The sequence below is a fragment of the Micromonospora sp. NPDC049836 genome (assembly GCF_044465125.1).
Classification (GTDB): domain Bacteria; phylum Actinomycetota; class Actinomycetes; order Mycobacteriales; family Micromonosporaceae; genus Micromonospora.
The window spans coordinates 214,113-239,899 of record NZ_JBITLH010000008.1 but is presented as its reverse complement, the minus strand read 5'-3'; the positions used below and the strand labels follow the sequence as shown (position 1 = coordinate 239,899).

21 protein-coding genes are annotated in these 25,787 nt (G+C 74.4%); 9 read left to right on the top strand and 12 right to left on the bottom strand.

Annotated elements, in window-relative coordinates; genetic code table 11:
- Positions 1-64 precede the first annotated feature (64 nt).
- On the top strand, positions 65-562 hold the full coding sequence (locus tag ACIBPB_RS22410) for a TspO/MBR family protein (protein WP_396841442.1): 498 nt from the start codon (positions 65-67) through the stop codon (positions 560-562).
- A gap of 37 nt (positions 563-599) precedes the next feature.
- On the opposite strand, the gene ACIBPB_RS22405 is transcribed toward ACIBPB_RS22410, so the two are convergent.
- Positions 600-1,379, bottom strand: coding sequence for a peptidoglycan DD-metalloendopeptidase family protein (locus ACIBPB_RS22405; protein WP_396841441.1), 780 nt, complete (start codon positions 1,377-1,379; stop codon positions 600-602).
- Positions 1,380-1,643: 264 nt separating this feature from the next.
- On the opposite strand from ACIBPB_RS22405, the gene ACIBPB_RS22400 reads away from it, so the two are divergent.
- From ACIBPB_RS22400 to ACIBPB_RS22380, 5 genes are all read left to right on the top strand, one after another.
- Positions 1,644-2,984, top strand: coding sequence for an ABC transporter substrate-binding protein (locus tag ACIBPB_RS22400; RefSeq protein WP_396841440.1), 1,341 nt, complete (start codon positions 1,644-1,646; stop codon positions 2,982-2,984).
- A gap of 71 nt (positions 2,985-3,055) precedes the next feature.
- Positions 3,056-4,102: a carbohydrate ABC transporter permease gene (locus ACIBPB_RS22395; protein ID WP_396841439.1), complete on the top strand. Its 1,047-nt coding sequence runs from the start codon at positions 3,056-3,058 to the stop codon at positions 4,100-4,102.
- Position 4,103: 1 nt separating this feature from the next.
- A complete protein-coding gene (locus ACIBPB_RS22390) occupies positions 4,104-5,063 on the top strand; it encodes a carbohydrate ABC transporter permease (RefSeq protein WP_396841438.1) in 960 nt (319 codons plus the stop codon).
- Positions 5,064-5,123: 60 nt separating this feature from the next.
- The gene (locus ACIBPB_RS22385) at positions 5,124-6,197 is read left to right on the top strand and encodes a LacI family DNA-binding transcriptional regulator (RefSeq protein ID WP_396841437.1); all 1,074 of its coding nucleotides are present in this window, start codon (positions 5,124-5,126) and stop codon (positions 6,195-6,197) included.
- Positions 6,198-6,266: 69 nt separating this feature from the next.
- Positions 6,267-7,910 carry a glycoside hydrolase family 13 protein gene (locus ACIBPB_RS22380; protein WP_396841550.1) on the top strand — a complete coding sequence of 548 codons (1,644 nt, stop codon included), beginning with the start codon at positions 6,267-6,269 and terminating at the stop codon, positions 7,908-7,910.
- A gap of 55 nt (positions 7,911-7,965) precedes the next feature.
- Here ACIBPB_RS22380 and ACIBPB_RS22375 read toward each other — a convergent pair whose 3' ends face one another.
- The 3 genes from ACIBPB_RS22375 to xylA all read right to left on the bottom strand — a co-directional run bounded on the left by ACIBPB_RS22375 (position 7,966) and on the right by xylA (position 12,169).
- Positions 7,966-9,384, bottom strand: coding sequence for an MFS transporter (locus tag ACIBPB_RS22375; RefSeq protein ID WP_396841436.1), 1,419 nt, complete (start codon positions 9,382-9,384; stop codon positions 7,966-7,968).
- A gap of 137 nt (positions 9,385-9,521) precedes the next feature.
- The gene (gene xylB, locus ACIBPB_RS22370; protein WP_396841435.1) at positions 9,522-10,970 is read right to left on the bottom strand and encodes a xylulokinase; all 1,449 of its coding nucleotides are present in this window, start codon (positions 10,968-10,970) and stop codon (positions 9,522-9,524) included.
- Between the two features lie 11 nt (positions 10,971-10,981).
- Positions 10,982-12,169, bottom strand: a complete 1,188-nt coding sequence (gene xylA / locus ACIBPB_RS22365) for a xylose isomerase (RefSeq protein WP_396841434.1) — start codon at positions 12,167-12,169, stop codon at positions 10,982-10,984.
- A gap of 49 nt (positions 12,170-12,218) precedes the next feature.
- Here xylA and ACIBPB_RS22360 point away from each other — a divergent pair, with 49 nt between their 5' ends.
- Both ACIBPB_RS22360 and ACIBPB_RS22355 read left to right on the top strand, forming a co-directional pair.
- Entirely contained in the window at positions 12,219-13,478 is a 1,260-nt protein-coding gene (locus ACIBPB_RS22360) for an ROK family protein (protein WP_396841433.1), read from the top strand.
- A gap of 132 nt (positions 13,479-13,610) precedes the next feature.
- Positions 13,611-15,275 (top strand): PP2C family protein-serine/threonine phosphatase, encoded by a 1,665-nt coding sequence (locus ACIBPB_RS22355; protein WP_396841432.1) that lies wholly within the window; start codon positions 13,611-13,613, stop codon positions 15,273-15,275.
- Between the two features lie 80 nt (positions 15,276-15,355).
- On the opposite strand, the gene ACIBPB_RS22350 is transcribed toward ACIBPB_RS22355, so the two are convergent.
- The gene (locus ACIBPB_RS22350) at positions 15,356-15,901 is read right to left on the bottom strand and encodes a MarR family winged helix-turn-helix transcriptional regulator (RefSeq protein WP_396841431.1); all 546 of its coding nucleotides are present in this window, start codon (positions 15,899-15,901) and stop codon (positions 15,356-15,358) included.
- A gap of 95 nt (positions 15,902-15,996) precedes the next feature.
- On the opposite strand from ACIBPB_RS22350, the gene ACIBPB_RS22345 reads away from it, so the two are divergent.
- Positions 15,997-17,127, top strand: coding sequence for a PP2C family protein-serine/threonine phosphatase (locus tag ACIBPB_RS22345; protein ID WP_396841430.1), 1,131 nt, complete (start codon positions 15,997-15,999; stop codon positions 17,125-17,127).
- Positions 17,128-17,139: 12 nt separating this feature from the next.
- Here ACIBPB_RS22345 and ACIBPB_RS22340 read toward each other — a convergent pair whose 3' ends face one another.
- From ACIBPB_RS22340 to ACIBPB_RS22310, 7 genes are all read right to left on the bottom strand, one after another.
- Positions 17,140-18,624 (bottom strand): sugar transferase, encoded by a 1,485-nt coding sequence (locus ACIBPB_RS22340; RefSeq protein WP_396841429.1) that lies wholly within the window; start codon positions 18,622-18,624, stop codon positions 17,140-17,142.
- A gap of 203 nt (positions 18,625-18,827) precedes the next feature.
- Entirely contained in the window at positions 18,828-20,585 is a 1,758-nt protein-coding gene (locus ACIBPB_RS22335) for a substrate-binding domain-containing protein (RefSeq protein WP_396841428.1), read from the bottom strand.
- A gap of 176 nt (positions 20,586-20,761) precedes the next feature.
- Positions 20,762-21,799, bottom strand: a complete 1,038-nt coding sequence (locus ACIBPB_RS22330) for a lactonase family protein (protein ID WP_396841427.1) — start codon at positions 21,797-21,799, stop codon at positions 20,762-20,764.
- 103 nt (positions 21,800-21,902) lie between these two features.
- Positions 21,903-22,505, bottom strand: a complete 603-nt coding sequence (locus ACIBPB_RS22325; protein WP_396841426.1) for a GTP-binding protein — start codon at positions 22,503-22,505, stop codon at positions 21,903-21,905.
- Entirely contained in the window at positions 22,486-22,875 is a 390-nt protein-coding gene (locus tag ACIBPB_RS22320) for a DUF742 domain-containing protein (RefSeq protein ID WP_357318379.1), read from the bottom strand. The genes ACIBPB_RS22325 and ACIBPB_RS22320 overlap by 20 nt, the downstream gene beginning before the upstream one ends.
- On the bottom strand, positions 22,865-23,287 hold the full coding sequence (locus ACIBPB_RS22315; protein ID WP_046566132.1) for a roadblock/LC7 domain-containing protein: 423 nt from the start codon (positions 23,285-23,287) through the stop codon (positions 22,865-22,867). Before ACIBPB_RS22315 ends, ACIBPB_RS22320 begins: the two co-directional genes overlap by 11 nt.
- Complete coding sequence (locus ACIBPB_RS22310) at positions 23,287-25,602, bottom strand: nitrate- and nitrite sensing domain-containing protein (RefSeq protein WP_396841425.1); 2,316 nt, start codon at positions 25,600-25,602, stop codon at positions 23,287-23,289. Before ACIBPB_RS22310 ends, ACIBPB_RS22315 begins: the two co-directional genes overlap by 1 nt.
- Positions 25,603-25,787 lie beyond the last annotated feature (185 nt).

The window sequence follows — 25,787 nt, the reverse complement described above, 5'->3', positions numbered from 1 at the left end:
CGACCTCGGCGTTCGGCGTGTCCGGCCCGGTTTGCCGACCGGTCGGCCGGGGCATGCCGGGGGCATGACGATCTCCGGGAGCATCCGGCGCGCCGGCCGCGGCGCGCGGCGGTGGTGGGCCCTGCTCGGCTTCGGCGCGGCGGTGACCGCGGCCGCGGCGGTGGGTGGGCTCGGCGTGCGGGGCACCAGCGAGGAGTACGCGGGCCTCGCGCAGCCGTCCTGGGCGCCGCCGTCCTGGCTCTTCGGCCCGGTCTGGACCGTGCTCTACGGCCTGATCGCGGTCGCCGGCTGGCTGGTCTGGCAGCGGGCCGGTTGGGGCCCGGCGCTCTGGGCCTGGGTGGTCCAGCTGGCGCTGAACGCGATCTGGACCCCGCTCTTCTTCGCCGCCGGTCGGTACGGCCTCGCGTTCGCCGAGATCGTGCTGATGTGGCTGGCCGTCGGGGCGACCGTGGCGCTGTCCGGGCGGGTCTCCCGGCCGGCGGCCGGTCTGCTGGCCCCGTACTGGGCCTGGGTCACCTTCGCGGCCGCCCTCAACTTCACCATCTGGCGGCTGAACAGCTGAGCCCGTGGGGCCCCGGGTCGGGGCCCCACGGCCCGGGTCAGCAGCGGGGCACGCCCGGGATGTAGCCGTCGTAGCCGGTGTAGACGTAGGCGTCGGAGATGAACCGACCGGAGCCGATCCGGTCCCAGATGGTGCTGGTGCCGTAGGTGCCGCTGACCGAGGTGCCGCTGGTCTGGCAGTAGATGGTGACGTTCGCGCCGTCGGCCACCGTGCCGACCGCGCTGTAGCCGGTGCCCGGACCCGAGCGGACGGTCAGCGCCACGCCGGAGGTCGTGTTCACGGTGCCCGCGCCGGTGTTCGTGCCGGAGCAGCCGTTGTCGCTGGTGTAGGTCTTGGTGCCCCAGTAGAGGGCCAGGGCCCCGTTGAACCGGACCTGGATGTCGCTGCCGTTGAGCCGCTGCTCGTAGTGCAGGTGCGGGCCGGTGGAGCCGCCGGTGCTGCCCACGTACCCGATCACCCGGCCGTAGCCGACGGTCTGCCCGACCGAGACGTTGAAGCTGCTCAGGTGCGCGTAGTAGGTGGTGTAGCCGTTGCCGTGGTCGACCCGGACGTACTTGCCGTAGCTGGTGCCGCCGAGGTCGGTGACCCGGTCGACGGTGCCGGGGGCGCTGGCCACCACCGGGTCACCGAGGTCGTCGGTGCGGTTGAAGTCGACGGCGTACGCCGGGCTGTGGTCGGACCGGGTCTGCCCGGACCAGGACTGGTTGCACGGGAACGGGACCTTGAAGGTCGGCGCCGCCATGGCCGGGGCCGCCGGCACCAGCGTGGCCGCGAGGACCACGCCCACGGTTGCGAGGCTGAACCACCGCTTGCGCATCCACTGCCTCCTATGTCGAATTCTTTCGATTGGTAGGGACAGGGTGACAGAAACCTCCATCGATGGGAAGGGACCGCCGGCGGTGGTGGGATGGGCGGAGTGTGGGAGCGTGTCCAACTGCCGGTGGGCGGGTTTCGGGATTGTTACCGGGCCGTGTCCGCCAGGGGGTGGACCTGAGCGGATGCAAGCGCTTACATGTGGGGACGACCATCGGACCGGCGCGGGTTCGACTCCCTCCACGCGCCGGCTAGGAAGGAGATCGGCATGGCGTTTGCCAGATCGCGCCAGGCTCTCGCGATCGCCGGCGTGCTGGGCCTGGCGCTCGGCGTCACCGCCTGCGGCACGGGCAACGACAAGAAGAGCAGCAAGGCGGGCTCCGCCGAGTGCGCCGCATACGAGAAGTACCAGGGCCACGACGGCAAGAAGGTCAGCATCTACTCGTCGATCCGGGACATCGAGGCCGACCGCCTCAACCAGTCCTGGAAGGAATTCGAGGAGTGCACCGGCATCGACATCGACCACGAGGGCAACGCCGAGTTCGAGGCGCAGCTCCCCGTGCGGGTCGACGGCGGCAACGCGCCCGACCTCGCCTTCATCCCGCAGCCGGGCCTGCTGAAGCGGTTCGTCGACGCGGGCAAGCTCAAGCCGGTCGGCGCCGACACCAAGGCCATGGCGGAGCAGAACTACTCCCCCGACTGGCTGAAGTACAGCACCGTCAACGGCCAGCTCTACGGCGCCCCGCTGGGCTCCAACGTGAAGTCCTTCGTGTGGTACTCGCCGAAGACCTTCAAGGAGAAGGGCTGGACCGTCCCCACCTCGTGGGACGACATGATCAAGCTCTCCGACCAGATCGCGGCCAGCGGCACCAAGCCGTGGTGCGCCGGCATCGAGTCCGGTGACGCCACCGGCTGGCCGGCCACCGACTGGATCGAGGACGTGCTGCTGCGCACCGCCGGCCCCGAGGTCTACGACCAGTGGACCACCCACCAGATTCCGTTCAACGACCCGAAGGTCGTCGACGCGGTCAACCGGGCCGGCACCATCCTGAAGAACGAGAAGTACGTCAACGGTGGCTTCGGCGGCGTGAAGAGCATCGCCACCACCGCGTTCCAGGAGGGCGGCACGCCGATCACCACCGGCAAGTGCGCGCTGCACCGGCAGGCGTCCTTCTACGCCAACCAGTGGCCGCAGGGCACCAAGGTGGCCGAGGACGGCGACGTCTTCGCGTTCTACTTCCCGGCCATCGACCCGGCCAAGGGCAAGCCGGTGCTGGGCGGCGGCGAGTTCGTCGGCGCGTTCAACGACCGGCCCGAGGTCCAGGCGGTGCAGACCTACCTGGCCTCCGGCGAGTACGCCAACAGCCGCGCCAAGATCGGCGACTGGGTGTCCGCGAACAAGAAGCTGGACCTGAACAACGTCCCGAACCCGGTGGACAAGCTCTCCGTGGGCATCCTCCAGGACGAGAAGACGGTCTTCCGCTTCGACGGCTCGGACCTGATGCCGGCCGCGGTCGGCGCCGGCACCTTCTGGAAGGGCATGGTGGCCTGGATCAACGGCAAGGACACCACCACCGTCCTGAACGACATCGAGGGCAGCTGGAAGTGAGCTGAGCAGGTGGCCCGGTCCGCGACGCGGGCCGGGCCACCGCTCACAACCGAACCCTTGAAGGAGGGTTGATGGAGTTCGACTTCGCGGCGGAACAGCCGAAGTTCCTCATGCTGATGTACGGGCTGATCGCTTTCGTCGCGGTGGTGGGCGGACTGCTCCTGCTCCTCGACGTGGTGCCGAGCTGGTTCGCCCGGCGCCGGGAGGCCCAGCTGGTCGCCGCCTCGGTGGGCGGCGTGCCGCTGCCCCGCCGGCGCAAGCAGCGCGAGGGCGCGTTCGCGTTCTTCTTCCTGCTGCCGACGCTGCTGTTGCTGACCATCGGGCTGGTGGTCCCGGCCATCCGCACCACGCTGCTCTCCTTCATGGACTCCAGCAGCACCAACTGGGTGGGCGCGCAGAACTACGAATGGATGTTCTCCGAGGACTCGATCGTCCGGGTCCTGATCAACACGCTGATCTGGGTGATCCTGGTGCCACTGGTGGCCACCGGGTTCGGCCTGATCTACGCGGTCCTGGTGGACAAGGCCCGGTTCGAGGCGGTCGCCAAGTCCCTGATCTTCCTGCCGATGGCGATCTCGTTCGTCGGCGCCTCCATCATCTGGCGGTTCGTCTACGCCTACCGCGGCGAGGGCGACCAGATCGGCCTGCTCAACCAGATCGTGGTGAGTCTCGGCGGCGAGCCGAAGCAGTGGCTGCTCGAATCGCCGCTCAACACGTTCCTGCTCATCGTGATCATGGTCTGGATCCAGGCCGGCTTCGCGATGGTGGTGCTGTCGGCCGCCATCAAGGCCATCCCGGCCGACATCGTCGAGGCGGCCCGCCTGGACGGGGTCAGCCCGTGGCAGATGTTCTGGCAGATCACCATGCCGAGCATCCGGCCGGCGCTGATCGTCGTGGTGGTCACGCTCTCCATCGCCACGCTCAAGGTCTTCGACATCGTCCGGACCGCCACCAACGGCAACTACGACACCAACGTCATCGCGACCGAGATGTACAACCAGGCGTTCCGCTACCAGGAGAACGGGCAGGGCTCGGCCCTGGCGGTGTTCCTGTTCGTCCTGGTGATCCCGATCGTGATCTACCAGATCCGCAACCTGCGCAAGCAGCGGGAGGGCTGAGATGACCACCGCCACGCCCACCGTCGGAGTCGGCGCCCAGGCCACCGAGCCGATCACCCGGGCCGCCCGGGTCCGCAAGCGCCTGAACAGCCGCACCGCCACGCTGGTGTCGATCGTCATCGCGGTGCTCTGGACCATCCCGACCTTCGGCCTGTTCATCTCCTCGCTCCGGCCGGAGGACGAGATCAAGACCACCGGGTGGTGGACGTTCTTCAGCAACCCGCAGGTCACCCTGGAGAACTACCAGGAGGTGCTGTTCAGCACCGGCTCGTCCGGGCAACTGGCCAGCTACTTCATCAACTCGCTGGCGATCACCATCCCCTCGGTGCTCTTCCCGCTCGCGTTCGCGTCGCTCGCGGCGTACGCGCTGGCGTGGATGAACTTCAAGGGGCGGGACTGGGTCTACATCGGGATCTTCGCGCTGCAGATCGTGCCGCTGCAGATGGCCCTGGTGCCGCTGCTGCGGTTCTTCTCCACCGGCGTCACCCTCGGCGGCGTGCAGATCCTCCCGGCCTGGGACCTGGTCGACGAGCAGAAGTTCGCCCAGGTGTGGTTCGCGCACACCTGCTTCGCGCTGCCGTTCGCCGTGTTCCTGCTGCACAACTTCATCTCGCAGCTGCCCGGCGACCTGATGGAGGCGGCCCGGGTCGACGGGGCCACCCACCCGAAGATCTTCCGCACCATCGTGCTGCCGCTGATCACGCCCGCGCTGGCGGCGTTCGGCATCTTCCAGTTCCTCTGGGTCTGGAACGACCTGCTGGTGGCGCTCATCTTCGCGGGCGGCGGCAACGAGACCGCCCCGCTCACCGTGCGGCTGGCGGAGCTGGCCGGCACCCGGGGCAACGAGTGGCAGCGGCTGACCGCGGGCGCGTTCGTGTCGATCGTCGTACCGCTGATCGTGTTCCTGTCCCTCCAGCGCTTCTTCGTGCGAGGTCTGCTCGCCGGCAGCGTCAAGGGTTGATCCGCGACGCCGCCGCCGGCCTCCGGCGGCGGCGGTCGCGGGCCGGAGGCGGGAACACCGATGACCAAGATTGACGACGTCGCCCGGTTGGCCGGGGTCTCCACGGCCACGGTCTCCCGGGCGCTCCGGGGCCTACCGACGGTCTCGGCCGCCACCCGGCACCGGGTGCTCGCCGCCGCCGAGCAGCTCCAGTACGCGGTCTCGCCGAGCGCCTCCCGGCTGGCCGGCGGGAAGACCGGCACCGTCGCCGTGGTGGTGCCCCGGATCACCCGCTGGTTCTTCGCCACCGTGGTGGAGGCGGTCGAGGCCCACCTCCACGAGAACGGCTACGACCTGCTGCTCTACAACCTGGGCGGCCGGGAGCAGACCCGGCGGCGGGTGCTGCGCACCGCCAGCCTGCACAAGCGGGTCGACGCCATCGTGCTGGTGGCCACCCCACTGCGCCCCGCCGACGTGACCGCGCTGACCAAGCTGGAGCTGCCGGGGGTGACCGTCAGCTCCGGCAGCGGGGTGCCCGGCTGGCCCTGCGTACGCATCGACGACGTGGCGGCCGCCCGGACCGCCACCCGGCACCTGCTCGACCTCGGCCACACCCGGATCGCGCACATCTCCGGCGACCCGGACGACGAGCTGGCCTTCACCACCCACCTGGACCGCCGGCGGGGCTACCAGGCGGAGCTGCGCGCGGCCGGCATCCGGCCCGACCCGACCCTCGACGTCGAGTCGCAGTTCACCATCGACGGCGGCAGCCGGGCCACCGCCGAGCTGCTGGCCCGGGGCGAGCCGCCCACCGCGATCTTCGCCGCCTGCGACGAGATGGCGATGGGCGCGATGACCGCGCTGCGCGACGCCGGGCTGCGGGTGCCGCAGGACGTCAGCGTGATCGGCGTCGACGACCACGACGTGGCGGCGGCGCTCGGGCTGACCACCATCGCCCAGCCGGCGGCCGAGCAGGGGCTGCTCGCCGCCCGGATCCTGCTCGATCCGCTCGGCGTCGGCGCCGCCGAACCGTACCCGGGGCTGGTGCCCGCGCCGCGCGGCGCGGCGGCCACCGGCGACCCGCCGACGCCCCCGGTGATCCTGCCCACCCGGCTGGTGGTGCGGGAATCGACCGCGCCGCCCCGGGCACACTGAAGGATCCGGCCGCCCGCGCGACGGCCGGGAACGACCGAAACGGTCACCGCACGACACAGGGAGAACGCTCTGAACACCGACGCGACGCAGCAGGAACCGGCCACCGGCTGGTGGACCGAGGCCGTCATCTACCAGATCTACCCGCGTTCGTTCGCCGACTCCAACGGCGACGGCATCGGTGACCTCCCCGGCATCACCGCCCGCCTCGGTCACCTCGCCGAGCTGGGGGTCGACGCGGTGTGGCTGTCGCCGTTCTACCCGTCGCCGCAGGCCGACGCCGGGTACGACGTGGCCGACTACCGGGACGTCGACCCGCTCTTCGGCACGCTGGCCGACGCCGACAAGATGATCGCCGAGGCGAAGGCGCGCGGGCTGCGGGTCATCGTCGACCTGGTGCCCAACCACACCTCGTCCCGGCACCGCTGGTTCGAGGCCGCGCTCGCGGCCGCCCCCGGCAGCGCCGAGCGGCAGCGGTACGTCTTCCGGGACGGCCGGGGCCCGCAGGGCGCGCAGCCGCCCAACGACTGGCAGAGCGTCTTCGGCGGCCCGGCCTGGTCCCGGTTGCCGGACGGGCAGTGGTACCTGCACCTGTTCGACTCCGGCCAGCCGGACCTGAACTGGGACAACCCGGAGGTACGCGCCGAGTTCCTGGACATCCTCCGGTTCTGGCTGGACCGCGGGGTGGACGGCTTCCGGGTGGACGTGGCGCACGGCCTGATCAAGCAGGCCGACCTGGCCGACTGGCAAGAGCCGCAGGAGATCCTCTCCGGCCAGGAGGTCGACCAGCCGCGCCCGCCGATGTGGGACCAGGACGGCGTGCACGAGATCTACCGCGAGTGGCGCCGGGTGCTCGACGGCTACGACGGCGAGCGGATCCTGGTCGCCGAGGCCTGGGTCGAGCCGGCCGAGCGGCTGGCCCGCTACGTCCGACCCGACGAGATGCACCAGGCGTTCAACTTCGAGTACCTGCTCGCCTCCTGGACCGCCCCGGCCCAGTACGCGGTGATCACCCGCTCGCTGGAGGCCACCGACTCGGTCGGCGCGCCGACCACCTGGGTGCTCTCCAACCACGACGTGGTCCGGCACGCGTCCCGGCTCGGCCTGCCGGTCGGCGGTGGCCGGCCGAACGGCATCGGCATCGGCGACCCGCAGCCGGACGCCGCGCTCGGCCTGCGCCGGGCCCGGGCGGCCAGCCTGCTGATGCTGGCCCTGCCCGGCTCGGCGTACCTCTACCAGGGTGAGGAGCTGGGGCTGCCGGAGCACACCACGCTCCCGGACGAGGCCCGGCAGGACCCGACCTGGGAGCGCAGCCTGCACACCCAGCGCGGCCGGGACGGCTGCCGGGTGCCGATCCCGTGGGAGGCCGACGCCCCGTCGTACGGCTTCGGGCCGACCGACGCGAGCTGGCTCCCCCAGCCCCCGAGCTGGGCCGAGTACGCGCTCGACCGGCAGCAGGGCGTGCCCGGCTCGACCTACGAGCTGTACCGCACGGCGCTGCGGCTGCGCCGCGAGCACGGCCTGGGCCGCGGTCCGCTGCGCTGGCTCTCCTCCGGCGACGAGGTGGTCGTCTTCACCAACCGCGACCTCACCGTGCTGACCAACTTCGGCGCGGCGCCGGTGCCGCTGCCGGCCGGTGCCGAGGTGCTGGTGGCCAGCGCCCCGCTGGAGGGCGACGCCGTCGGCACCGACGTCACCGTGTGGTACCGCGGCTGAGGTGTGCGGCGGGCCCCCGGTCCACGCCGCGTGGCGTGGACCGGGGGCCCTTTGCTCACAGGCGGTCGGCGCGGGTGTGCAGGAGGTCGTGGACCGACTCGATGTCCCCCGGTGAGGTCCGGGCGGCCAGCCAGTACATGACGCCGGTGGGAATGAAGAAGAGCTGGAACGCGGCCAGCCCGACGGCGTAGTTCAGCGGCGGCGGGAACGCCGCCCGCAGCCCGGCGAACGCCACCCCGACCAGCCCGTTGCCGGCCGCCCGGCCCACCCCGTTGACCAGGTTGCCGAGGCTGTAGACGGTGCCCCGGTGCTCGGGCGGGTTGACGTCCGCGATCAACGCGAACCAGTTCGGCGAGTTGGCCGAGGTCAGCGCCAGGGCGAGCACGGCGGTGAGCAGGCTCAGCCCGACCGTGGGCTCGGTGACCACGCTGCGCAGCACCGCGCCGATCACCGCGCCGGAGCTGCCGCCGTCCGGCACGTCGATCCGGATCGGCACCAAGAACAGGACCAGGTAGAACGGCACGGCCGCGAGGATGCCCACGGCCGCGACCAGGGCCCGCCCGCTCGGGGTACGCCGTTGCAGCGCGTCGCCGGCCAGCCCGCCCACGATCGACAGCACCCCGCCGAGCTGGAACAGGGTGGCGAAGACGCTGCCGACCACCACGGCGGTGGCCGCCGAGTAGCCCTGCGCCTCGGCCCGCTGGCTGAACAGCACCGGCAGCCAGACCAGCGAACCGAACGCGGCCTGGGCGGTCAGCCCCTGCAGGATCAGCCAGCGGTTGGTCCGCCGGGCCAGGATCCGGGGCAGGTCGGCGCGGCTGATCCGGTAGTCGTACTCGCCGCCCGCGTCGAGCGCCGCGGCCAGCTCCGGCTCGCTCTGCCCGCGCCGGATGTCGTAGGTGAACAGGTACGCCATGGTGGCGGCCAGCCCGACCACGGTGAGCACCAGGAACGGGCGCCGCCAGTCGACGGCGCCGAGGATGCCGCCGGCCAGCGTGCCGGCCAGCGTGCCCACCCCCTGCGACAGCCCCCAGAAGCTCATCACCAGGCCCCGGCGGCGGGGCGAGATCAGGTCGGTGACCACCGAGAAGCCGACCGAGCCGACCGCGCCCAGCCCGACCGCCGCGACCAGCTGCGCGGCCAGGAACGTCGGGTAGTGCTGGGCCAGCGCGCTGCCCCCGGTGCCGGCCGCCCAGATCAGCGTGCCCACCATGAGCAGCGGCTTGCGGTTGGTCCGGTCACCCACGTACGCCCAGCCGACCGCGGCGACCGCGCTGACCAGGAAGCTCACCGCGGTGACCAGCCCGAGCAGCCGCTGCGGCACGCCGAGCGCGCCGGAGATCGGCCCGTACAGCGGGGGGACCAGGCCGATCGCCACGTTGTCCAGGGAGGCCAGCAGCACGAACACGACCACGCTGTAGAGGCGGTGGGTCGCTCCCCCGCCCCGGGCGGTGCGCTCGGTGCCCAAGGTCATGCCTGGCACCCAACCAGGATCGGCCGCCGGCCGCCACCCGTCCCGGACTATCGCCGGACCACTCGCCCGGCATCGCGCCGGGGCCGGGCCGGGCGGGGCGCCGCCGGCGGTACGGGACCGTCGGCGGCGCCCGCGACTCAGCCCGCTACCCGGTCGACGACCAGGTCCCGGGCGCGCGCGTAGCGCTCCCGGATGGCGGGCACCGGCTGCGCCGCGTACTCCTCGGTGTCGGCGAGGGTCCACGACGGCGGCGTCGCGCCGCCGAGGGCGACCCAGGCGGCCTGGCGGGCGGCCCCGTCGGCGACGTACTCGCCGGGCGGCGGGACCACCACGGGGCGGCCGAAGACCTGGGGCGCGATCCGGCGTACGGCCGCGGAGCGGGCCCCGCCGCCGACCAGGATGATCCGGTCCGCGCGGGCCCCCTGCGCGGTCAGCGCGTCGAGGCCGTCGGCGAGCGCGCAGAGCATGCCCTCGACGGCGGCCCGGGCCAGGTGGGCCGGGCTCGACGTGCCCAGGGTGAGGCCGTGCAGGGCGCCGGTGGCGGTGGGCCGGTCCGGCGTCCGCTCCCCCTCCAGGTACGGCACCATGACCAGCCCGTCCGCGCCGGGCGGGGCGGCCAGGGCCAGCTCGCTCAGCTCGTCGTGGCCGACCCCGAGCAGGGTCGCGGCGGCGTCCAGCACCCGGGCCGCGTTGAGCGTGCAGACCAGCGGCAGGAACCGGCCGGTGGCGTCGGCGAAGCCGGCCACCGCGCCGGCCGGGTCGGCGGCGGGCTTGTCGGCCACCGCGAACACGGTGCCCGAGGTGCCGATCGAGACGACCACGTCGCCCGGCCCGGCCCCCACGCCGAGCGCGGCGGCGGCGTTGTCCCCGGTGCCGGGGCCGAGCAGGACGGGTCCGGCCGCGCCGTCGGATCCCGGCAGCACCGCCGGGTCGAGCCGGCCGGCCGGCTCCGCCGGGCCGAGCACCTCGGGCACCCGCACCCGCCGCCCGAGGGCCCGCTCCAGCAGGTCCAGCCGGTATCCGCCGGTCCGCGGTGACCAGTAGCCGGTGCCGCTGGCGTCGCCCCGGTCGGTGCGCAGCGCGTCCAGCCCGGGCGCGCCGGCGAGCCGCCAGGTCAGCCAGTCGTGCGGCAGACAGACCGCCGCCACCCGCTCGGCGTTCGCCGGCTCGTGCCGGGCCAGCCAGCGCAGCTTGGTGGCGGTGAAGCTGGCCACCGGCACGGAACCGGTCTCGTCCGCCCAGAACCGGCGGCCGGCCTCGCCGGCGCCGGCCTCGGCGACCAGGTCGCGGGCGGCGTCGGCGGACCGGGTGTCGTTCCAGAGCAGCGCCGGCCGGACCACCTGGCCCGCCTCGTCCAGGCAGACCATGCCGTGCTGCTGGCCGGCGACCGCCACGGCGGCCACGTCGGCCAGCCCGCCGGCCTGGCCGACGGCCGCCAGCAGCGCGTCCCACCAGGCGTGCGGGTCGACCTCGGTGCCGTCCGGGTGCGGCGCGCGGCCCTGCCGGACCAGCGCGCCGGTCTCCGCGTCCCGGACGACCACCTTGCAGGACTGGGTGGACGAGTCCACCCCCGCGACGAGCGGCATGGCGGCCGGCCTCAGCGCGCGCCGAGCAGGTGCTCGACGGCGAGCTGGTTGAGCCGCACGAAACCGAAGCCCTTCGCCCCGGCGGCCGCCGGGTCGAACTCCTCGAACGCCGAGCGGTCGGCGAGCAGCTCGGCGTAGCCCTCGCCGTCGCCCAGGGTCGGCGTGGCCAGCTCGCCGACCTTGCTGGCGGCCAGCGCCTCGACCACCTCCGGGTCGGCCCGGAACGCCGCGGCCCGCTCCTTGAGCAGCAGGTAGGTCTGCATGTTCGCGGCCGCCGAGGCCCACACCCCGGTCATGTCCTCGGTCCGGGACGGCTTGTAGTCGAAGTGCCGGGGCCCGTCGTACGCGGGGCCGCCGTTCGGGCCGCCGTTCTCCAGCAGGTCGACCAGGGCGAACGCGTTGAGCAGGTCGCCGTGGCCGAAGACCAGGTCCTGGTCGTACTTGATGCCGCGCTGGCCGTTGAGGTCGATGTGGAACAGCTTGCCCTGCCAGAGCGCCTGGGCGATGCCGTGGGCGAAGTTCAGCCCGGCCATCTGCTCGTGCCCGACCTCCGGGTTCAGCCCGACCAGCTCCGGGCGGGCCAGGGTGGAGATGAAGGCGAGCGCGTGCCCGACGGTGGGCAGCAGGATGTCGCCGCGCGGCTCGTTCGGCTTCGGCTCGAGCGCGAAGCGCAGGTCGTAGCCCTGGTCGACGACGTACTGGCAGAGCAGGTCCACGGCCTCGCGGTAGCGGTCCAGGGCCGAGCGGACGTCCTTGGCCAGGTCGTACTCGGCGCCCTCCCGGCCGCCCCACATGACGAACGTCTTCGCGCCCAGCTCGGCGGCGAGGTCGACGTTGCGCAGCACCTTGCGCAGCGCGTACCGGCGCACGTCACGGTCGTTGCTGGTGAAGCCGCCGTCCTTGAAGACGGGGTGGGTGAAGAGGTTGGTGGTGACCATCGGCACCACCAGGCCGGTCTCCTCGAGGGCCTTGCGGAACCGGGCGATGTGCTGGTCCCGGGTGGCCGCGTCGGACCCGAACGGGACCAGGTCGTCGTCGTGGAAGGTGATCCCGTACGCGCCGAGCTCGGCCAGCTTGTGGACGGCCTCGACCGGGTCCAGGTCGGGCCGGGTCGCGTCGCCGAACGGGTCGCGGGCCGGCCAGCCGACCGTCCAGAGCCCGAAGGAGAACTTGTCGGCAGGGGTGGGACGGGGTGCCATGGCGGACCTCCGGTGGTGTTGTCGCCAATTTGTTCAACGGTTGAATTAAATGACCGCGGTGTGGCAGTGTCAAGGGGTGACCAGCACGAGTACCGCCGGGGCGGTCCGGCAGGGCAGCCTGCGCGAGCTCAACCTCGCGGTGGTGCTCCGGCGCATCGCGGCCGCCGACCGCCCGCCCTCGCGCGCCGAGATCGCCACCGCGACCGGGCTGACCCGGGCCACCGTCTCCGCCGTCGTCGACGACCTGATCGCCGGCCGGCTGGTCGCCGAGGCGGACCCCGCGCCCCGCACCGGGGCCGGGCGGCCGGCCCGCGGGCTGGTGCTGGCCGCCGACGGCCCGGCCGGGCTCGGGCTGGAACTCAACGTCGACTACCTGGCCGCCTGCGTGGTCGACCTGACCGGCACGGTCCGCCACCACCTGGTGCGCCGGGCCGACCTGCGCCCGGTCTCCCCCGCCGACGCGCTGGCCCGGCTGGCCGCGCTCGCCGCCGAGGCCCGGGCGGCGGCGGTCCGCGACGGGCTGACCCTGGCCGGCGCGGCGCTGGCGGTGCCCGGCCTGGTCGGCGAGGGCGGGCGGGTACGGCTCGCGCCCAACCTGGGCTGGCGGGACGTGGACGTCCCCGGGCTGCTCGCCGGCCGGCCGCTGGTCGAGCCGGTGGCCGGGATCCCGCCGCTGCTGGTGGAGAACGAGGCCAACCTGGCCGCCCTCGGCGAACTGCACGCCGGACCGCCCGGACCGGCCAGCTTCCTGCACGTCTCCGGTGAGATCGGCATCGGCGCCGGGATCGTCCTCGACGGGGCGCTCTACCGGGGCGCCCGCGGCTGGAGCGGCGAGATCGGGCACATCCCGGTGGACCCGCGCGGGCGTCCCTGCCGCTGCGGTGGCCAGGGCTGCCTGGAGCGGTACGCCGGCCAGGAGGCGATCCTGGCCGCCGCCGGGCTGGCCGGCGCCGACCTGCCCGCCGACACCGCCGCCGCCCGGCTGGCGGACCTGGCCGGGGCCGGCGACCCGGCCACCCTGGCCGCCCTGGCGGACGCCGGCACCGCGCTCGGGGTGGCCGTGGCGGGCGTGGTCAACCTGCTGGACCTGGACACCGTGGTGCTCGGCGGCGGATACGCCCCGCTCGCCCCCTGGCTGCGCCCACCGGTGGTCGCGGAGGTCTCCCGGCGGGTCCTCACCGCCGCGTGGTCACCGGTCACCATCCGCCCGGCGGCGCTCGGCGCCCAGTCCGCCGCGGTCGGCGGGGCCGCCTCGGTGGTCCGCCGCATCGTCGACCAGCCGGTCGGCTGGCTGGCCCGGTCCGGCTGACCCGGGGCGCTGCTCGGTGCGGCTCCCCGGCACCCCTCGGTACGCTTGCCGGCAGGCAACCGAACCGGCAACCGAGGGGTGTACCGACAGCATGCGTACAGGTCCACCGGCCGGGGCGCGCCGCGAGCGGCGGTGACGACGGCACCCCGGGGTGGCCTCGCCGGGCCGGTCAGCGGCGGCGGTCAGGCCTCCCCGTCCCAGGTCCGCCCGGTGGCCGGGAGCACGCTGCCGGCCGACCCGCAGCTCGCCCGGGAGCTGCTGGACGGCCTCGCCGAGGCGGTCGTCACCACCGACCACGGCGGCCGGGTGACCCTGGTCAACGCGCTGGCCGGCGCGCTCTTCCCGGAGCTGCGCCCCGGCACCGACCTGGCCGGTGGCGCGCTGCCCGGCCTGGCGGACGCGGTCCGCGCGGGCGCCGACAGCTTCGCCGCCGAGCACCGCGGCCGGCACCTGCACGGGCTGCGACGTGAGCTGCCCGGCGGGCGCAGCGCCTGGTACGTGCGGGACGTCACCGAGGAACGGGCCCGCGCCGCGGCGCTGCTCGCCGAACGCGCCCGCACCCGGTTCCTGGCCCAGGCCGGCAGCCGGCTCGGCCTCTCCCTGGACCGGGAGCAGGCGCTGCGGGCCGCCGTCACCCTGCCGGTGCCCTACCTGGCCGACGCGGCGCTGGTCGTGCACCGCCCGCCACCCCCCGCCGGGCCGGTCCCGCACTGGATCCGGTACGCCGCCGGGGACCCCGGTCCGGCCACCGGCGTCGGCGACCCGGCCCTGCTCGACGCCGTACCGGGGCTGGTCGAGGCCCTCGACGGCGACGCATCGGAGCCGGGCCCCTGGTGGGCGGCCGAGCTGACCGGGGTGCTGCCCGCCGGCTTCGGCCGGACCGGCGCCGTGCTGGTCAGCCCGATGGGCGGCGCCGGCGGCCCGGCCGGCGCGCTGATCCTGGTCCGCCGCCCCGACCGGCCCGGGTTCGACCAGCGGGAGCTGACCCTGGCCCGGGAGTTCGCCGCCCGGGCCGGCGCCGCGCTGGCCGCCGCCCAGCTCTTCGGCGAGCAGGCCCACCTGGCCCGCGTCCTGCAGCACAGCCTCCTCCCGCCGGACCTGCCACCGGTGGCGGGCATGACGCTGGCCGGCGGCTACCGGGCGGCCGGCGACGGCCTGCGCATCGGCGGCGACTTCTACGACCTCTTCCCCACCGGGGCGGGCGCGCTCTTCGCCCTCGGCGACGTGTGCGGCAAGGGGGTCGGGGCGGCCGTGCTGACCGGCCGGGTACGCCAGTCCCTGCGCACGCTGCGCCTGGTCGAGCAGCGGCCGCGGGAGCTACTGGGCCTGCTCAACCGGGCACTGCTCGACCCGCCGGACGCGGCCCGGCGGGCCCAGTTCACCACCCTGCTGCTGGGCGCCCTGACCCGCGAGCCGGACGGCGGGCTGCGGGTCCGGCTGGCCGGCGGCGGGCACCCCGACCCGCTGGTGGTCCGCGCCGGCGGCGGGACCGAGCCGGTGCGGGTGGGCGGCATGCCGGTCGGCGCGCTGGCCGCCGCCCGGTTCGGCGTGGCCGAGGTACGGCTCGCGCCGGGCGACCTGCTGGTGGCGTACACCGACGGGGTGACCGAGGCCCGCGGCGGCCCGGACGGGCTGGAGATGTTCGGCGAGCCGCGGCTGCGCGCGGCGCTGGCCCCCGTCGCCGGCCGGCCGCCGGCCGACCTGGTGGACCGGCTGCTCCGGCTGGTGGACGGGTGGCTCGGCGGGCAGGCCCACGACGACATCGCCATGCTGGTCGTGACCCCGGCCCCGGCCTGACCCGCCCGGCCGACCGGGGGTGCCGGGCCGGACGGTCGATGAAGCAGGCGAGGGACCGCCGGGCCCGGACGGGGCCGCGGTCAGGCGGTGCGGGCCACGGGTGGCTCGCCGGTCTGCGACGGGCCCTGCTCGCCCGGCGCGGCGCCGGCCGGTGCGGTCCCCACCGGCTCGCCGGCCGGCTGGAGCAGCACCACCCCCTCCGTGGCGGCGGCCTCGCCCCGCCGGGCGGCCTCGTCGAACTCCCGCATGCCGCGCAGCAGGGCGGCCCGGCCCTCCGCGCTCATCCCGGCCAGGATCCGCTCCAGCCGCTGCCGCCGGTCGGCCCGCAGCTCGCCCAGGAGGCGGGTCGCCGCCGGCGTGAGGTGCAGGGAGATCTCCCGCCGGTCGTACCGGCCGGGCTCCCGCTCGAGCATCCCGGCGGCCACCAGGCGGTCGCAGAGCCGGCTGGCCGAGGAGAGCAGCATGTCCGTCAGCGTGGCGAGCCGGCGCAGGTTGATCCCGTCGTACTGCTCCACGACCATGACCGCGCGTAGCTGGGCGCCGGAGAGCCGGCTCGTGGTCCGCTCCCGGGCGGCCTCCCAGACAGCCAGCAGGGTGGCCGCCGCCTCGTCCAGCGCGGCGGCCATACTCGCATCAGGTCCGTGCGGACCGCGTTCTTCGGCCATGGTGGGCCCGAGACTACCCGCCCCACCAGGCCGACGACCTGTGCAAAGGAGCAAAGATGAGCGGACCGGAGGATCGGGCGCGGCGGACCCTCACCGGGGCCCCGACGGATCTGCTCGTCGACCGGCTCGGCGCCGAGCTGGAACGGTCGTACGGCATCACCCGGACGGTGCTCTACCAGGTCGACTACCGGCTGGCCGTACTGCTGCCGCTCGGCGAGGGCGAGCCCGTCTCCGGGCCGGGCCACCCGGCCTGGCGCTGCTTCGACCACCAGGAGCCGATCGTCGCGGCGGGCACCGGCTGGTTCCCGGTGGGGATGCGCGGCGAGCGGCGCGGGGTGCTGCACGTCTCGCCGGTGCCGAGCGATCCGGACGCCCTGCGCGAACTGGACGCGATCGCCACCGCGCTCGGCCACGAGCTGACCGCAGTGGCCGCCACCACCGACATCTACCTCACCGCCCGGCGCGACCGGCGGCTCACGCTCGCCGCGGAGATGCAGTGGGAGCTGCTGCCCGGCCGCAGCCGGGTCCGGCCCTCGTTCAGCCTCGCCGGCCAGCTCGAACCCGCGTACGCGGTGCGCGGCGACGGCTTCGACTGGTCCGACGACGGCTCCCGGCTCTGGCTCTCGGTGATCAACGGCACCGGCGAGGGGGTGGCCGCGTCGATGCTCACCTCGCTGGCCACCCACGCGCTGCGCAACGCCCGCCGTGCCCAGCTGGCCCTGGCCGACCAGGCCGCCCTGGCCGACCAGGCGATCTACGCGCTGCACCGGGGCGGGCAGCACCTCTCCGCGCTGCTGCTGGAGCTGGACCTCGCCACCGGGACGATGACCGTGGTCGACGCCGGCTCGCCCCGCCTGCTGCGGCTGCGCGACGCCGAGGTGAGCGAGCAGGTGCTGACGAAGCAGTTCCCGCTCGGCATGTTCGACGGCACGGACTACCAGGAGCAGCGGTTCCTGCTCCGCCCCGGCGACCGGCTCTTCGTGGTCAGCGACGGGGTGATCGACGCGACCGCCGAGCAGGTCCGGTACGGCGAGACCGCGCTGGACCGGTTCCTGCGCCGGACCGGGCCGATGGAGCCGCTGGAGGCGGTCCGCTCGCTCATCGGCGACCTGCGCGCCTTCGTCGCCGGCGACCTGGTCGACGACGCCGTGGTGGTCTGCCTGGACTGGTTCGGCCCGCAGCCCTGACCGGCCGCCGGCTCAGTACGCGCCGCGGCTGCGCAGCACCGCGCCGAAGGTCTTCCAGAGGATGGTCAGGTCGGCGGCGAGCGACCAGTTCTCCACGTAGTAGAGGTCCAGCCGGATGCCGTCCTCCCAGCTCAGGTCGGACCGGCCACTGACCTGCCAGAGGCCGGTCATGCCGGGCTTGACCAGCAGGCGACGGGCGACGTCGCCGTCGTAGCGGGCCACCTCGGAGGGCAGCGGCGGCCGGGGGCCGACCAGGCTCATCTGGCCGAGCAGGACGTTGGCCAGCTGGGGCAGCTCGTCCAGGGACCATTTGCGCAGCAGCCGGCCGACCCGGGTCACCCGGGGGTCGTCGCGCATCTTGAACATCAACCCGTCGGTCTCGTTGCGCGCGGCCAGCTCGGCCAGCAGGGCGTCGGCGTTGACCACCATGGTGCGGAACTTGAACACGCCGAACTCCCGGCCACCCTGGCCGACGCGGACCTGCCGGAACAGCACCGGCCCGCGGCTGTCCAGCTTGATGGCGAGCGCGATCACCAGCAGCGCGGGCAGCAGCAGGAGCAGCGCGACCAGCGACACCGACCGGTCCACGAAGCCCTTGACCAGCTTGCGGGCACCCCGGAACTCGGGCGCCTCGACGTGGATCAGCGGCAGGCCGGCGACCGGGCGGGTGTGGATCCGCGGGCCGGCGACGTCGGTCAGCGCCGGTGCCACGACCAGGTCGACCCCGGTGCCCTCGAGCTGCCAGCCGAGGCGACGCAGCCGGGTCGCGGTCAGCTCACCCGAGGCGGTCACCGCCACGGTGTCCGCGCCGATGGCGGTGGCCGCCTCGGGGATGCCGCGGAACGAGCCGACCACCGGCACGTCGCCGAGCCGCTGCGGCACCGGGGCGAGCAGCGCGTCCGGGATGCAGGCGCCGACCACCCGGTAGCCGGCGTACGGCTCGCGGTGCAGGGTGTGCACCAGCTCCAGCACGTGGGCGGTGTCGCCGACCACCAGCACCTTGCGGGACCAGCCCCGGCCCCGGTACCGGGCCCGGTGCAGCCGCTTGCGGGCGCCGAACCGGGCCACCTCCAGGCCGAGGGTGCCCACCACGAAGGAGATGGCCAGGAAGCCCCGGGAGACCCCCACGTCGGCGATGTACCCGGTGATCGCGATGCCGCCGGCCAGCCGCAGGCTCGCCGAGCTGACCCGCCGGTACTCGTCCGCGCCGTAGCCGAGCACCCGGTCGTCGTAGCAGCCCATGGCGCGCAGCGAGATCAGCCAGACCACCAGGAGCCCGGGCGCGAACAGCACGTACGGGATCTCCGAGCCGCTCGGCCGGTCGTCGCCGAACCGGCCGGCGTACCCGACGAGGATCGCCACGGCCAGCACGGCGGTGTCCAGCACCACGAGGATCCGGAGGTACGCCCGTTCGGCGGCGCGGGTGGCGGAGCCGGGACCGCCCCCACCGGGCCGCGCCGAGGTGGTGGCGGGGGTCAGCAGCGTAGCCGCGCTCATCGGCCCTCCCCACCTCGCGCTGGACGGCTCCGCGGCGGGCGACGCCGACGGACGGTCGCCGACCCGGAGCACACCGACATCCTGCCTCGATAATTATTGATGATGATTGATACCGACGTGTTGCTGTCACTTTTCCCGGCCCGGAAAGCGTTCCGCCGCACCGGTTCACCGGTACGGCGGATCGCCTGTCGCGGGCCGGCGGATCAGCGCGGCGCCTGGGGGCGCAGCGCGATCGCCTGGAGGAAGATCTCACCGATCTTGGTCGGGTCGGTGGCCACGAAGGCCGCACCGTCGGCCTCGTGCGCGATCGCGTCCAACTCCGCCTTGTTGACCTCGGTGCCGATGCCGATGACGATGGCCCGCACCGGCTGCTCCGGGTCCTTGATCTTCCTGAGCTGCTGGATGAGCTGGGCCCGGGTGATGCCGTTGGCGTCGTCGTTCTTGCCGTCGGTGAAGAGCACCACCGAGTTGACCTTGCCCGGCTCCCAGTCCCGCTGGACCTCCTTGTAGGCCGCCAGCAGCGTGTCGTAGAGCCCGGTGTCGCCGTTGGAGGGCTTGATCGAGGCCAGTCCGCGCTGGATCGGAGCTCGGTTACTCGACAGCGGCTTGATCCCCACCACCTCGTTCCAGTCCTGCGACCCGTGCAGGTTGGTGGAGAAGGTCCAGAGGCCGATCGACCAGGAGTCGTCGAACAGGTCCAGGCCACCGGTGGCGGCTGCCACCGTGACCTGCTCCCGGCTGGCGCCATTTGCGGTCGGCACCGGCTTCTTCATCGAGCCGGAGACGTCGATGACGCAGAGCATCCGGCCGGACTGGGTCGCCGCCGACCAGGTGGTGGTGGCCTTGGCGATGGCGATCGGGTCGAGGTCCGCCGCGCCGCCCTGGCCGACCGGCGGGACGGCGCTCGCGCCGCCGTTGGCCGGGCTCGGGGCACCCTGCGGCGCCTTGAAGCCCTCACCCCAGTTGCCATCCGGGGCGCGCAGCGCCTGCCCGGCCAGCCGGTTCTTGAACTTGGGGGTGGTCAGCACCTCGAAGAGCACCCGCGCCGCGGACGCCTTGGCCGGCTCGATGCCGGGCAGCACCGCGAACGGGTAGTCCAGCGGCATCGGTGACGGCTGGGGGTAGAGCGCGGCCAGCGGGATCGGCGGCTTGGTGTTGTTGTACGCGATCACGTCCTCCTCCGACAGCGCCGCGGCGCCCAGCCCGTTGATGACGGACGTCGGATCGGACGAGCGCGGGAAGCGCGCGAGGAGGTCCTGCCGGAGCGAGGAGCGGTTGGTGGCCAGCGCCCGCAGAGCCCCCACCATGGCCTCCTTGGCCTGGGGCGAGCCGGCCGAGCCACTGGCGCTCGCCGCGGCGGTCAGCGAGAGCAGCCCGGACAGCCCGGCGGCGTCCTGGGTCGGCTCGACGATGCCCGCCCGCAGCGGCTGCTTGCCGGTGGTCACCTGCCGCAGCAGGTCGGTCCAGGTGACGGGCTTGTCCGGCCAGCCGATCCGGGACGCCAGCGGCTCCGGCATGGCCACCACCACCGGGCTGCGCGCGATGGACACCCCGTTCGCCGGGGCGAAGGCGGTCGCACCGCCGCTCTTGAGCCGCAGCAGCCAGGTCGAGGAGTCGGGCACCCAGACGTCCGGGGTCACCGCCGTGCCGTTGGCCTGCCCGACGCCGGCCAGCGTGGCACCGTGCTTGCTGGCCACGGTGGCCGCCACGTCCACCGGGTCGGAGGAGATCACGTTCACCGCGATGCACGTCCCGCCGACCGCCGCGCCGTCGCTGACCCACTGGTCGGCGGCCCCCTTGATCGCCGGGGCGATCTCCGGCGCGGCCGCCACGGACAGCTGGATCCGACCGGAGCAGGACGGACCCGCCAGCTGCTGGTAGCCGAACCAGGAACCGGCTACGACGACGACGAGCGCGGTGGCCGCCGCGGCGGCACCTGCTCCACGGAGGCTTGAACGCATGCGATGGCGGCCAGACACGGTGACCATCTTGCGTATCTCGTGGGGTTACTGCCACAACCGTTCGGACGAAAGTTACTCAGGAGCAATAGTGGATCGACAAAAAACTACTTTGAGTGATCAGTCAGTCATCGGGCGTGGCCGGCGTCCATGATGGACAGCGCTCCGGAGCCGGTCCGTCACGGCAGCACGCAGGTCGGGCTCGGCACCGGCACCGGCTCGCCCAGCGGCTCCGGAACCCCGGTGTCCGGGTCCACCCGGAAGATCCTGATCATGTCGGCCCGCTCGTCGGCCACGTAGAGGTGCTCGCCGGTGAGGGCGAAGTGCCGCGGCCACTCCCCGCCGGTGTCGACCTCGGCGACCAGCTCGGGCACCACGCCCGCCAGCGCGAAGACCGCCACCGTGCCGACCCCCCGGTTGCCGACGTAGAGGAAGCGGCCCCCCGGGCCCACCGCCACCTCCGAGGGCTGGACGTGGCCGGTCCGCTCGCTGGCGTCCACCCGGACCCGCTGGTGCAGGGCGCCGTCGTCGGTCAGCTCGTACCCGGTGACCGTGGCGTCCAGCTCGCCGACCAGCCAGCAGCGCCGCCCGTCCGGATGCCGGGCCAGGTGCCGCGGCCCGGTGCCCGCCGGGGTGCGCAGCCGGGGCGCCCGGGGCACCAGCCGGCCGGTGGCGGCGTCGAGGTCGTACCGGTAGACCGAGTCGGTGCCCAGGTCCACGGCGAGCAGCGGGCCGCCCGCCGGCCCGGGCGAGACCATGTGGCAGTGCGCCCGCTCCTGCCGCTGCGGGTCGGCCCCGTGGCCCTCGTGCCGGACCAGGTCGGTGCGCTCCCCCGGCGCGCCGTCGCCGTCGAGCGGGAAGACGGCCAGGCTGCCCCCGCCGTAGTTCGCCACCACGAGGTACCCGCCGTCCGGGGTGACCGCGAGGTGACAGGGCTCGGCCCCACCGGTCGGACGGACGCCGAGCGGGGCGAGGTCGCCGTCCGCGGCGACCCGGAACGCGCTGACCCGGCCGTCGGCCAGCTCGTTGACCGCGTACAGGACGGGCAGCGTGGGGTGCCGGACCAGGAACGAGGGCGCGGGGGTGACCGCCGCGGTGCCGAGCGGGGTCAGCGCGCCGGTCACCGGGTCGCGGCGGGCCGCGACGATGCCCTCGGCCCGCCCGCCCGTCTCCGCCGTGTAGCCGCCGATATGGACGATCGCGCCCGTTCCGGTCACCGCTCCCACCTTCCGCCGTCCCTGCGTCGATCCAACCAGAGGCATCCGGACCAGCCGGCCGGTTGGCCGGCTTTCCCGCCGGCCCCACCCGCCTCCGCGGCGGTCAGCCCACCGGCACCGGCTCGCCCCGCTGCCGGGCGACGTGCTCGACCAGGGAGATCAGCACCAGCTTGCCGGACTGCCGGTCCCGGGCGTCGCAGAGCACCAGCGGCACCTCCGGATCCAGGTCCAACGCGTCGCGCACCGCCTCCAGACTGAACCGCCGCGCCCCGTCGAAACAGTTCACCCCGACCACGAACGGGATGCCGCGCTGCTCGAAGTAGTCGATCGAGGGGAAGCAGTCGGCCAGCCGGCGGGTGTCGGCCAGCACCACCGCGCCCAGGGCGCCGAAGGCCAGCTCGTCCCAGAGGAACCAGAACCGGTCCTGCCCGGGGGTGCCGAACAGGTAGACCTGGAGGTCGTCGGTGATGGTGATCCGGCCGAAGTCCATCGCCACCGTGGTGGTCGACTTCTCCTCGACACCCGAGGTGTCGTCGGTGCCGATCGAGGCACCGGTCAGCACCTCCTCGGTCTGCAACGGCCGGACCTCGCTCAACGCGCTCACCAGCGTCGTCTTGCCGGCGCCGAAGCCACCGGCGATGAGGATCTTGAGGGCCAGCGGGACCGGCGGGCTGGCCGCGTCCCGGTCAAAGCGCACGGAGTCCACTGACCACCGCCTTGAGGATGTTGTCGTCGGGCAGATACGCGGCGGGCGGCGGCTGGTGCACCGCGACGAGCCCCCGGGCGAGCAGGTCGCCGAGCAGCACCCGGACCACGCCGACGGCGAGGTCCAGGTCGGCGGCGAGGTCGGCCACCGCGACCGGTTGCCGGGCCAGCTCGACCAGGCGCCGGTGCTCCGGCTGCAGGCCGGGCCCGCCGGGCCCGCCCCGGGCCGGCGTGGCGAACACGAAGGCCACCAGGTCGAAGCCGTCCACCGGCGGCCGCACCCGGCCGCCGGTCAGCGTGTACGGGCGGACCACCGGGCCGGCCGCGGCGTCCAGCCACTCGTGCTGCGGGCCCGGCGGCTCAGCCCGCATCGCCGGCCCCGGAGGCCGTACGGGCCGGTGCGCTGAGGTTCTCGCCGACCCGGATCACCAGCATGGCCATCTCGTACGCCACCAGCCCGATGTCGGCGTCGGCGTCGCTGACCACGGCCAGGCAGGCGCCCTGCCCGGCCGCCGTCACGAACAGGTACGCGGAGTCCATCTCCACCACCGTCTGGCGGACCGCCCCGCCGTCGAGGTGCCGGGTGGCGCCCTTGGCCAGGCTGGAGAAGCCGGAGGCCAGGGCGCAGAGATGCTCCGCGTCGGTGCGGCTCAGCTCGGCGGAGCCGCCGAGCAGCAGCCCGTCCGCCGAGAGCACCACCGCCTGGCGGGCGGCCGGTACCCGCTCCACCAGGTCGTCGAGCAACCAGTCGAGATCGGCGTTCTGCCGCGTCGTGTGCACCACTAGGCGTCCCTCTCAGTTGCGGTCGGGGGTTGCGGAGCCCGCACCGGCTCCGGCGGGGAGGGGACGGTCCCGGTGGCCGCGTCGGCGGCGCGGGCGCCGTCCCGGCGGCCCCGGGCGGTCCCGGCCTGCAGGGCGGACATGGCCTGGCGGGCCTCGTCGGGGGTGCGGGACGACGGGGCGTCCGCGGGGGCCGGCCGGGGGCGGGCGACGGTCCCGCGCCGGCGCACCCGGCGCGGCAGGCCGTCACCGTCCGCGGCCGGCTCGACCCCGGAGGAGGTACGGGCCGCCGGCAGCGCCACCACCGCCGAGTCGGCGCGTTCCCGCCCGGCCCGGCCGGCGCGCGTCCGGGGCGCCGCGCCCAGCCGGGTCACCTTCGCCATCCGCCGGCCGTCGGACGCCGCACCCCGGGGGCCGGGACCGGTGGATCCCAGCGCCGGCTCGTCGGTGATCAGGTCGGCCGGGAGATGCACCACGGCGGTCACCCCGCCGGGCGTGCCCGGCCGCAGCTCGACCCGGACGCCGTGCCGGGCGGCGAGCCGGGCCACCACGAAGTGGCCCAGCCGGGCGCTGTCCGCCGGGTCGAACTCCGGCGACCGGGACAGCTTGCGGTTGGCGGCCGCCAGGGCCGGCGGCGACATGCCCAGGCCGTGATCGGTGATCTCGAAGGCGTACCCGTCGGGCGTGGCCCGGCCGGTGACGTCGACCCGGCTGGCCGGCGGGGAGAAGGTGGTGGCGTTCTCGACCAGCTCGGCGAGGAGGTGGATGACGTCGCCGACGGCCCGGCCGAGCACCCCGGCGGGCGGCACCTCGCCCACGTCCACCCGGTCGTACGACTCGACCTCGGAGATCGCGCCGCGGACCACGTCGACGGCGGCGACCGGGTTGCGCCAGCCCCGGCCGGGCGCCGCGCCGGCGAGGATGACCAGGTCCTCGGCGTGCCGGCGGAGCCGGGTGGCCAGGTGGTCGACCTGGAAGAGACCGGCCAGCTCGTCCGGGTCCTCGGTCTGCCGTTCCAGCCGGTCCAGCAGCGCGAGCTGCCGGTGCACCAGGCCCTGGCTGCGCCGGGCGATGTTGAGGAAGACCTCGTTGAGCCCCCGGCGCAGGGTCACCTCGTCGACGGCGGACTGCAGGGCGGTCCGGCGCATCTCGTTGAAGGCCCGCCCCACCTCGCCGATCTCGTCGCCGCCGTGGTCCAGCTCGGGCGCCTCGGCGGCGACGTCCACCTCCTCGCCGCGGCGCAGCCGGGTCACCACGTCGGGCAGCCGGTGCTCGGCCATCTCCAGGGCGGCGGTGCGTACGCCGGTGAGCCGGCGGGCCAGCGAGCGGCCGACCCGCAGCGCCACCAGCACGCAGAACACGATGGCGAGCAGGCCGAGCACGCCGGCGGCGCCGAGCCGGACCAGGATGCCCACGGCCATCGGCACGGACCGCTCGGCCAGCCCGTCGGCGCCGCGCAGCTCGAAGTCCCGCATGCTCCGCCAGACGCCGGTCTGGCTGGCCTCCCAGCCCGCCACGTCGAACCGGGCGGGCAGCTCGGGGCTGCGGATCAGCAGGTCCTCAAGGGCGCGCAGCCGGACGAAGTCCGCTGCCTCGGTGAGCCGCTGGTACTCCGCGCGCTCCCCGGCGGGCAGGTCGGCCACCGCGTCCTCGGCCAGGAACCGCCCGTTGTCGATGGTCCGGACCAGCTGCGCGTGCTCGCCCTCGGCGTACCGGCCGGCGGTGATCGCGCCGGCCAGCAGGGCGTCGGTCTGGCCGAGCAGCTCCCGGGCCCGGCCCAGCGCGGTGAGCGCCAGCGCCTCCCGGTTGAGCTGCGTGTCGGGCAGCGCGGCCATCGCGGAGAAGGCCTGGAAGGCGGAGCTGATCATGCCGCTGTAGAGGCCGATGGCGCCGGCCCGGTCCACCTTGCGGGTGTCGATGAAGCCGCGCCCGGCGGGCAGTGCGTCGAGCGCGGAGACGAGCTGGTCCAGGCGGGCGTCGAGCAGCCCGTCGGCGGCGTCCCGCAGCGCCTCCCCGTCGACCCGGCGGCGCAGCTCGGCAACCGTCCGGTCGGTGCGGACCCGCTGCTCGGCCAGCGCCGGCAGGGCGGCGTCGCCGGCCAGCTGCACCACCGACAGGCGGCGCTCCCGTTGCAGCTCGGCGACCACGGCCTCGCCCGGGCGGCCCAGGTCGTAGAGGTAGGTGCGGGCGGCGAGCAGGTCGAGGGCGGGCCCGAAGGTCAGCGTCGTGGCGAAGATCCAGAGCGCCAGCAGCGCGGTCACCGGACCGATGACCAACGCGGTCAGCTTGGCGCGGATCGGCCAGTCACGGGTGTTCATCCAACCTCGCCCGGAGGGTGTCGCAGGGGTGGCGCGGCCCGGTGGCCGGGAGCGATCCGGCCAGGACGCCGGGCCCCGCCTCGGGCGCCCTGGGCAGGATACGTAATCGCCGCCCGAAGCACTACCGGCCGTCTCGGTCGTCACTACCGTCCGAGATGTTCCGCCCTGAGACCTTTCGGGGTGGC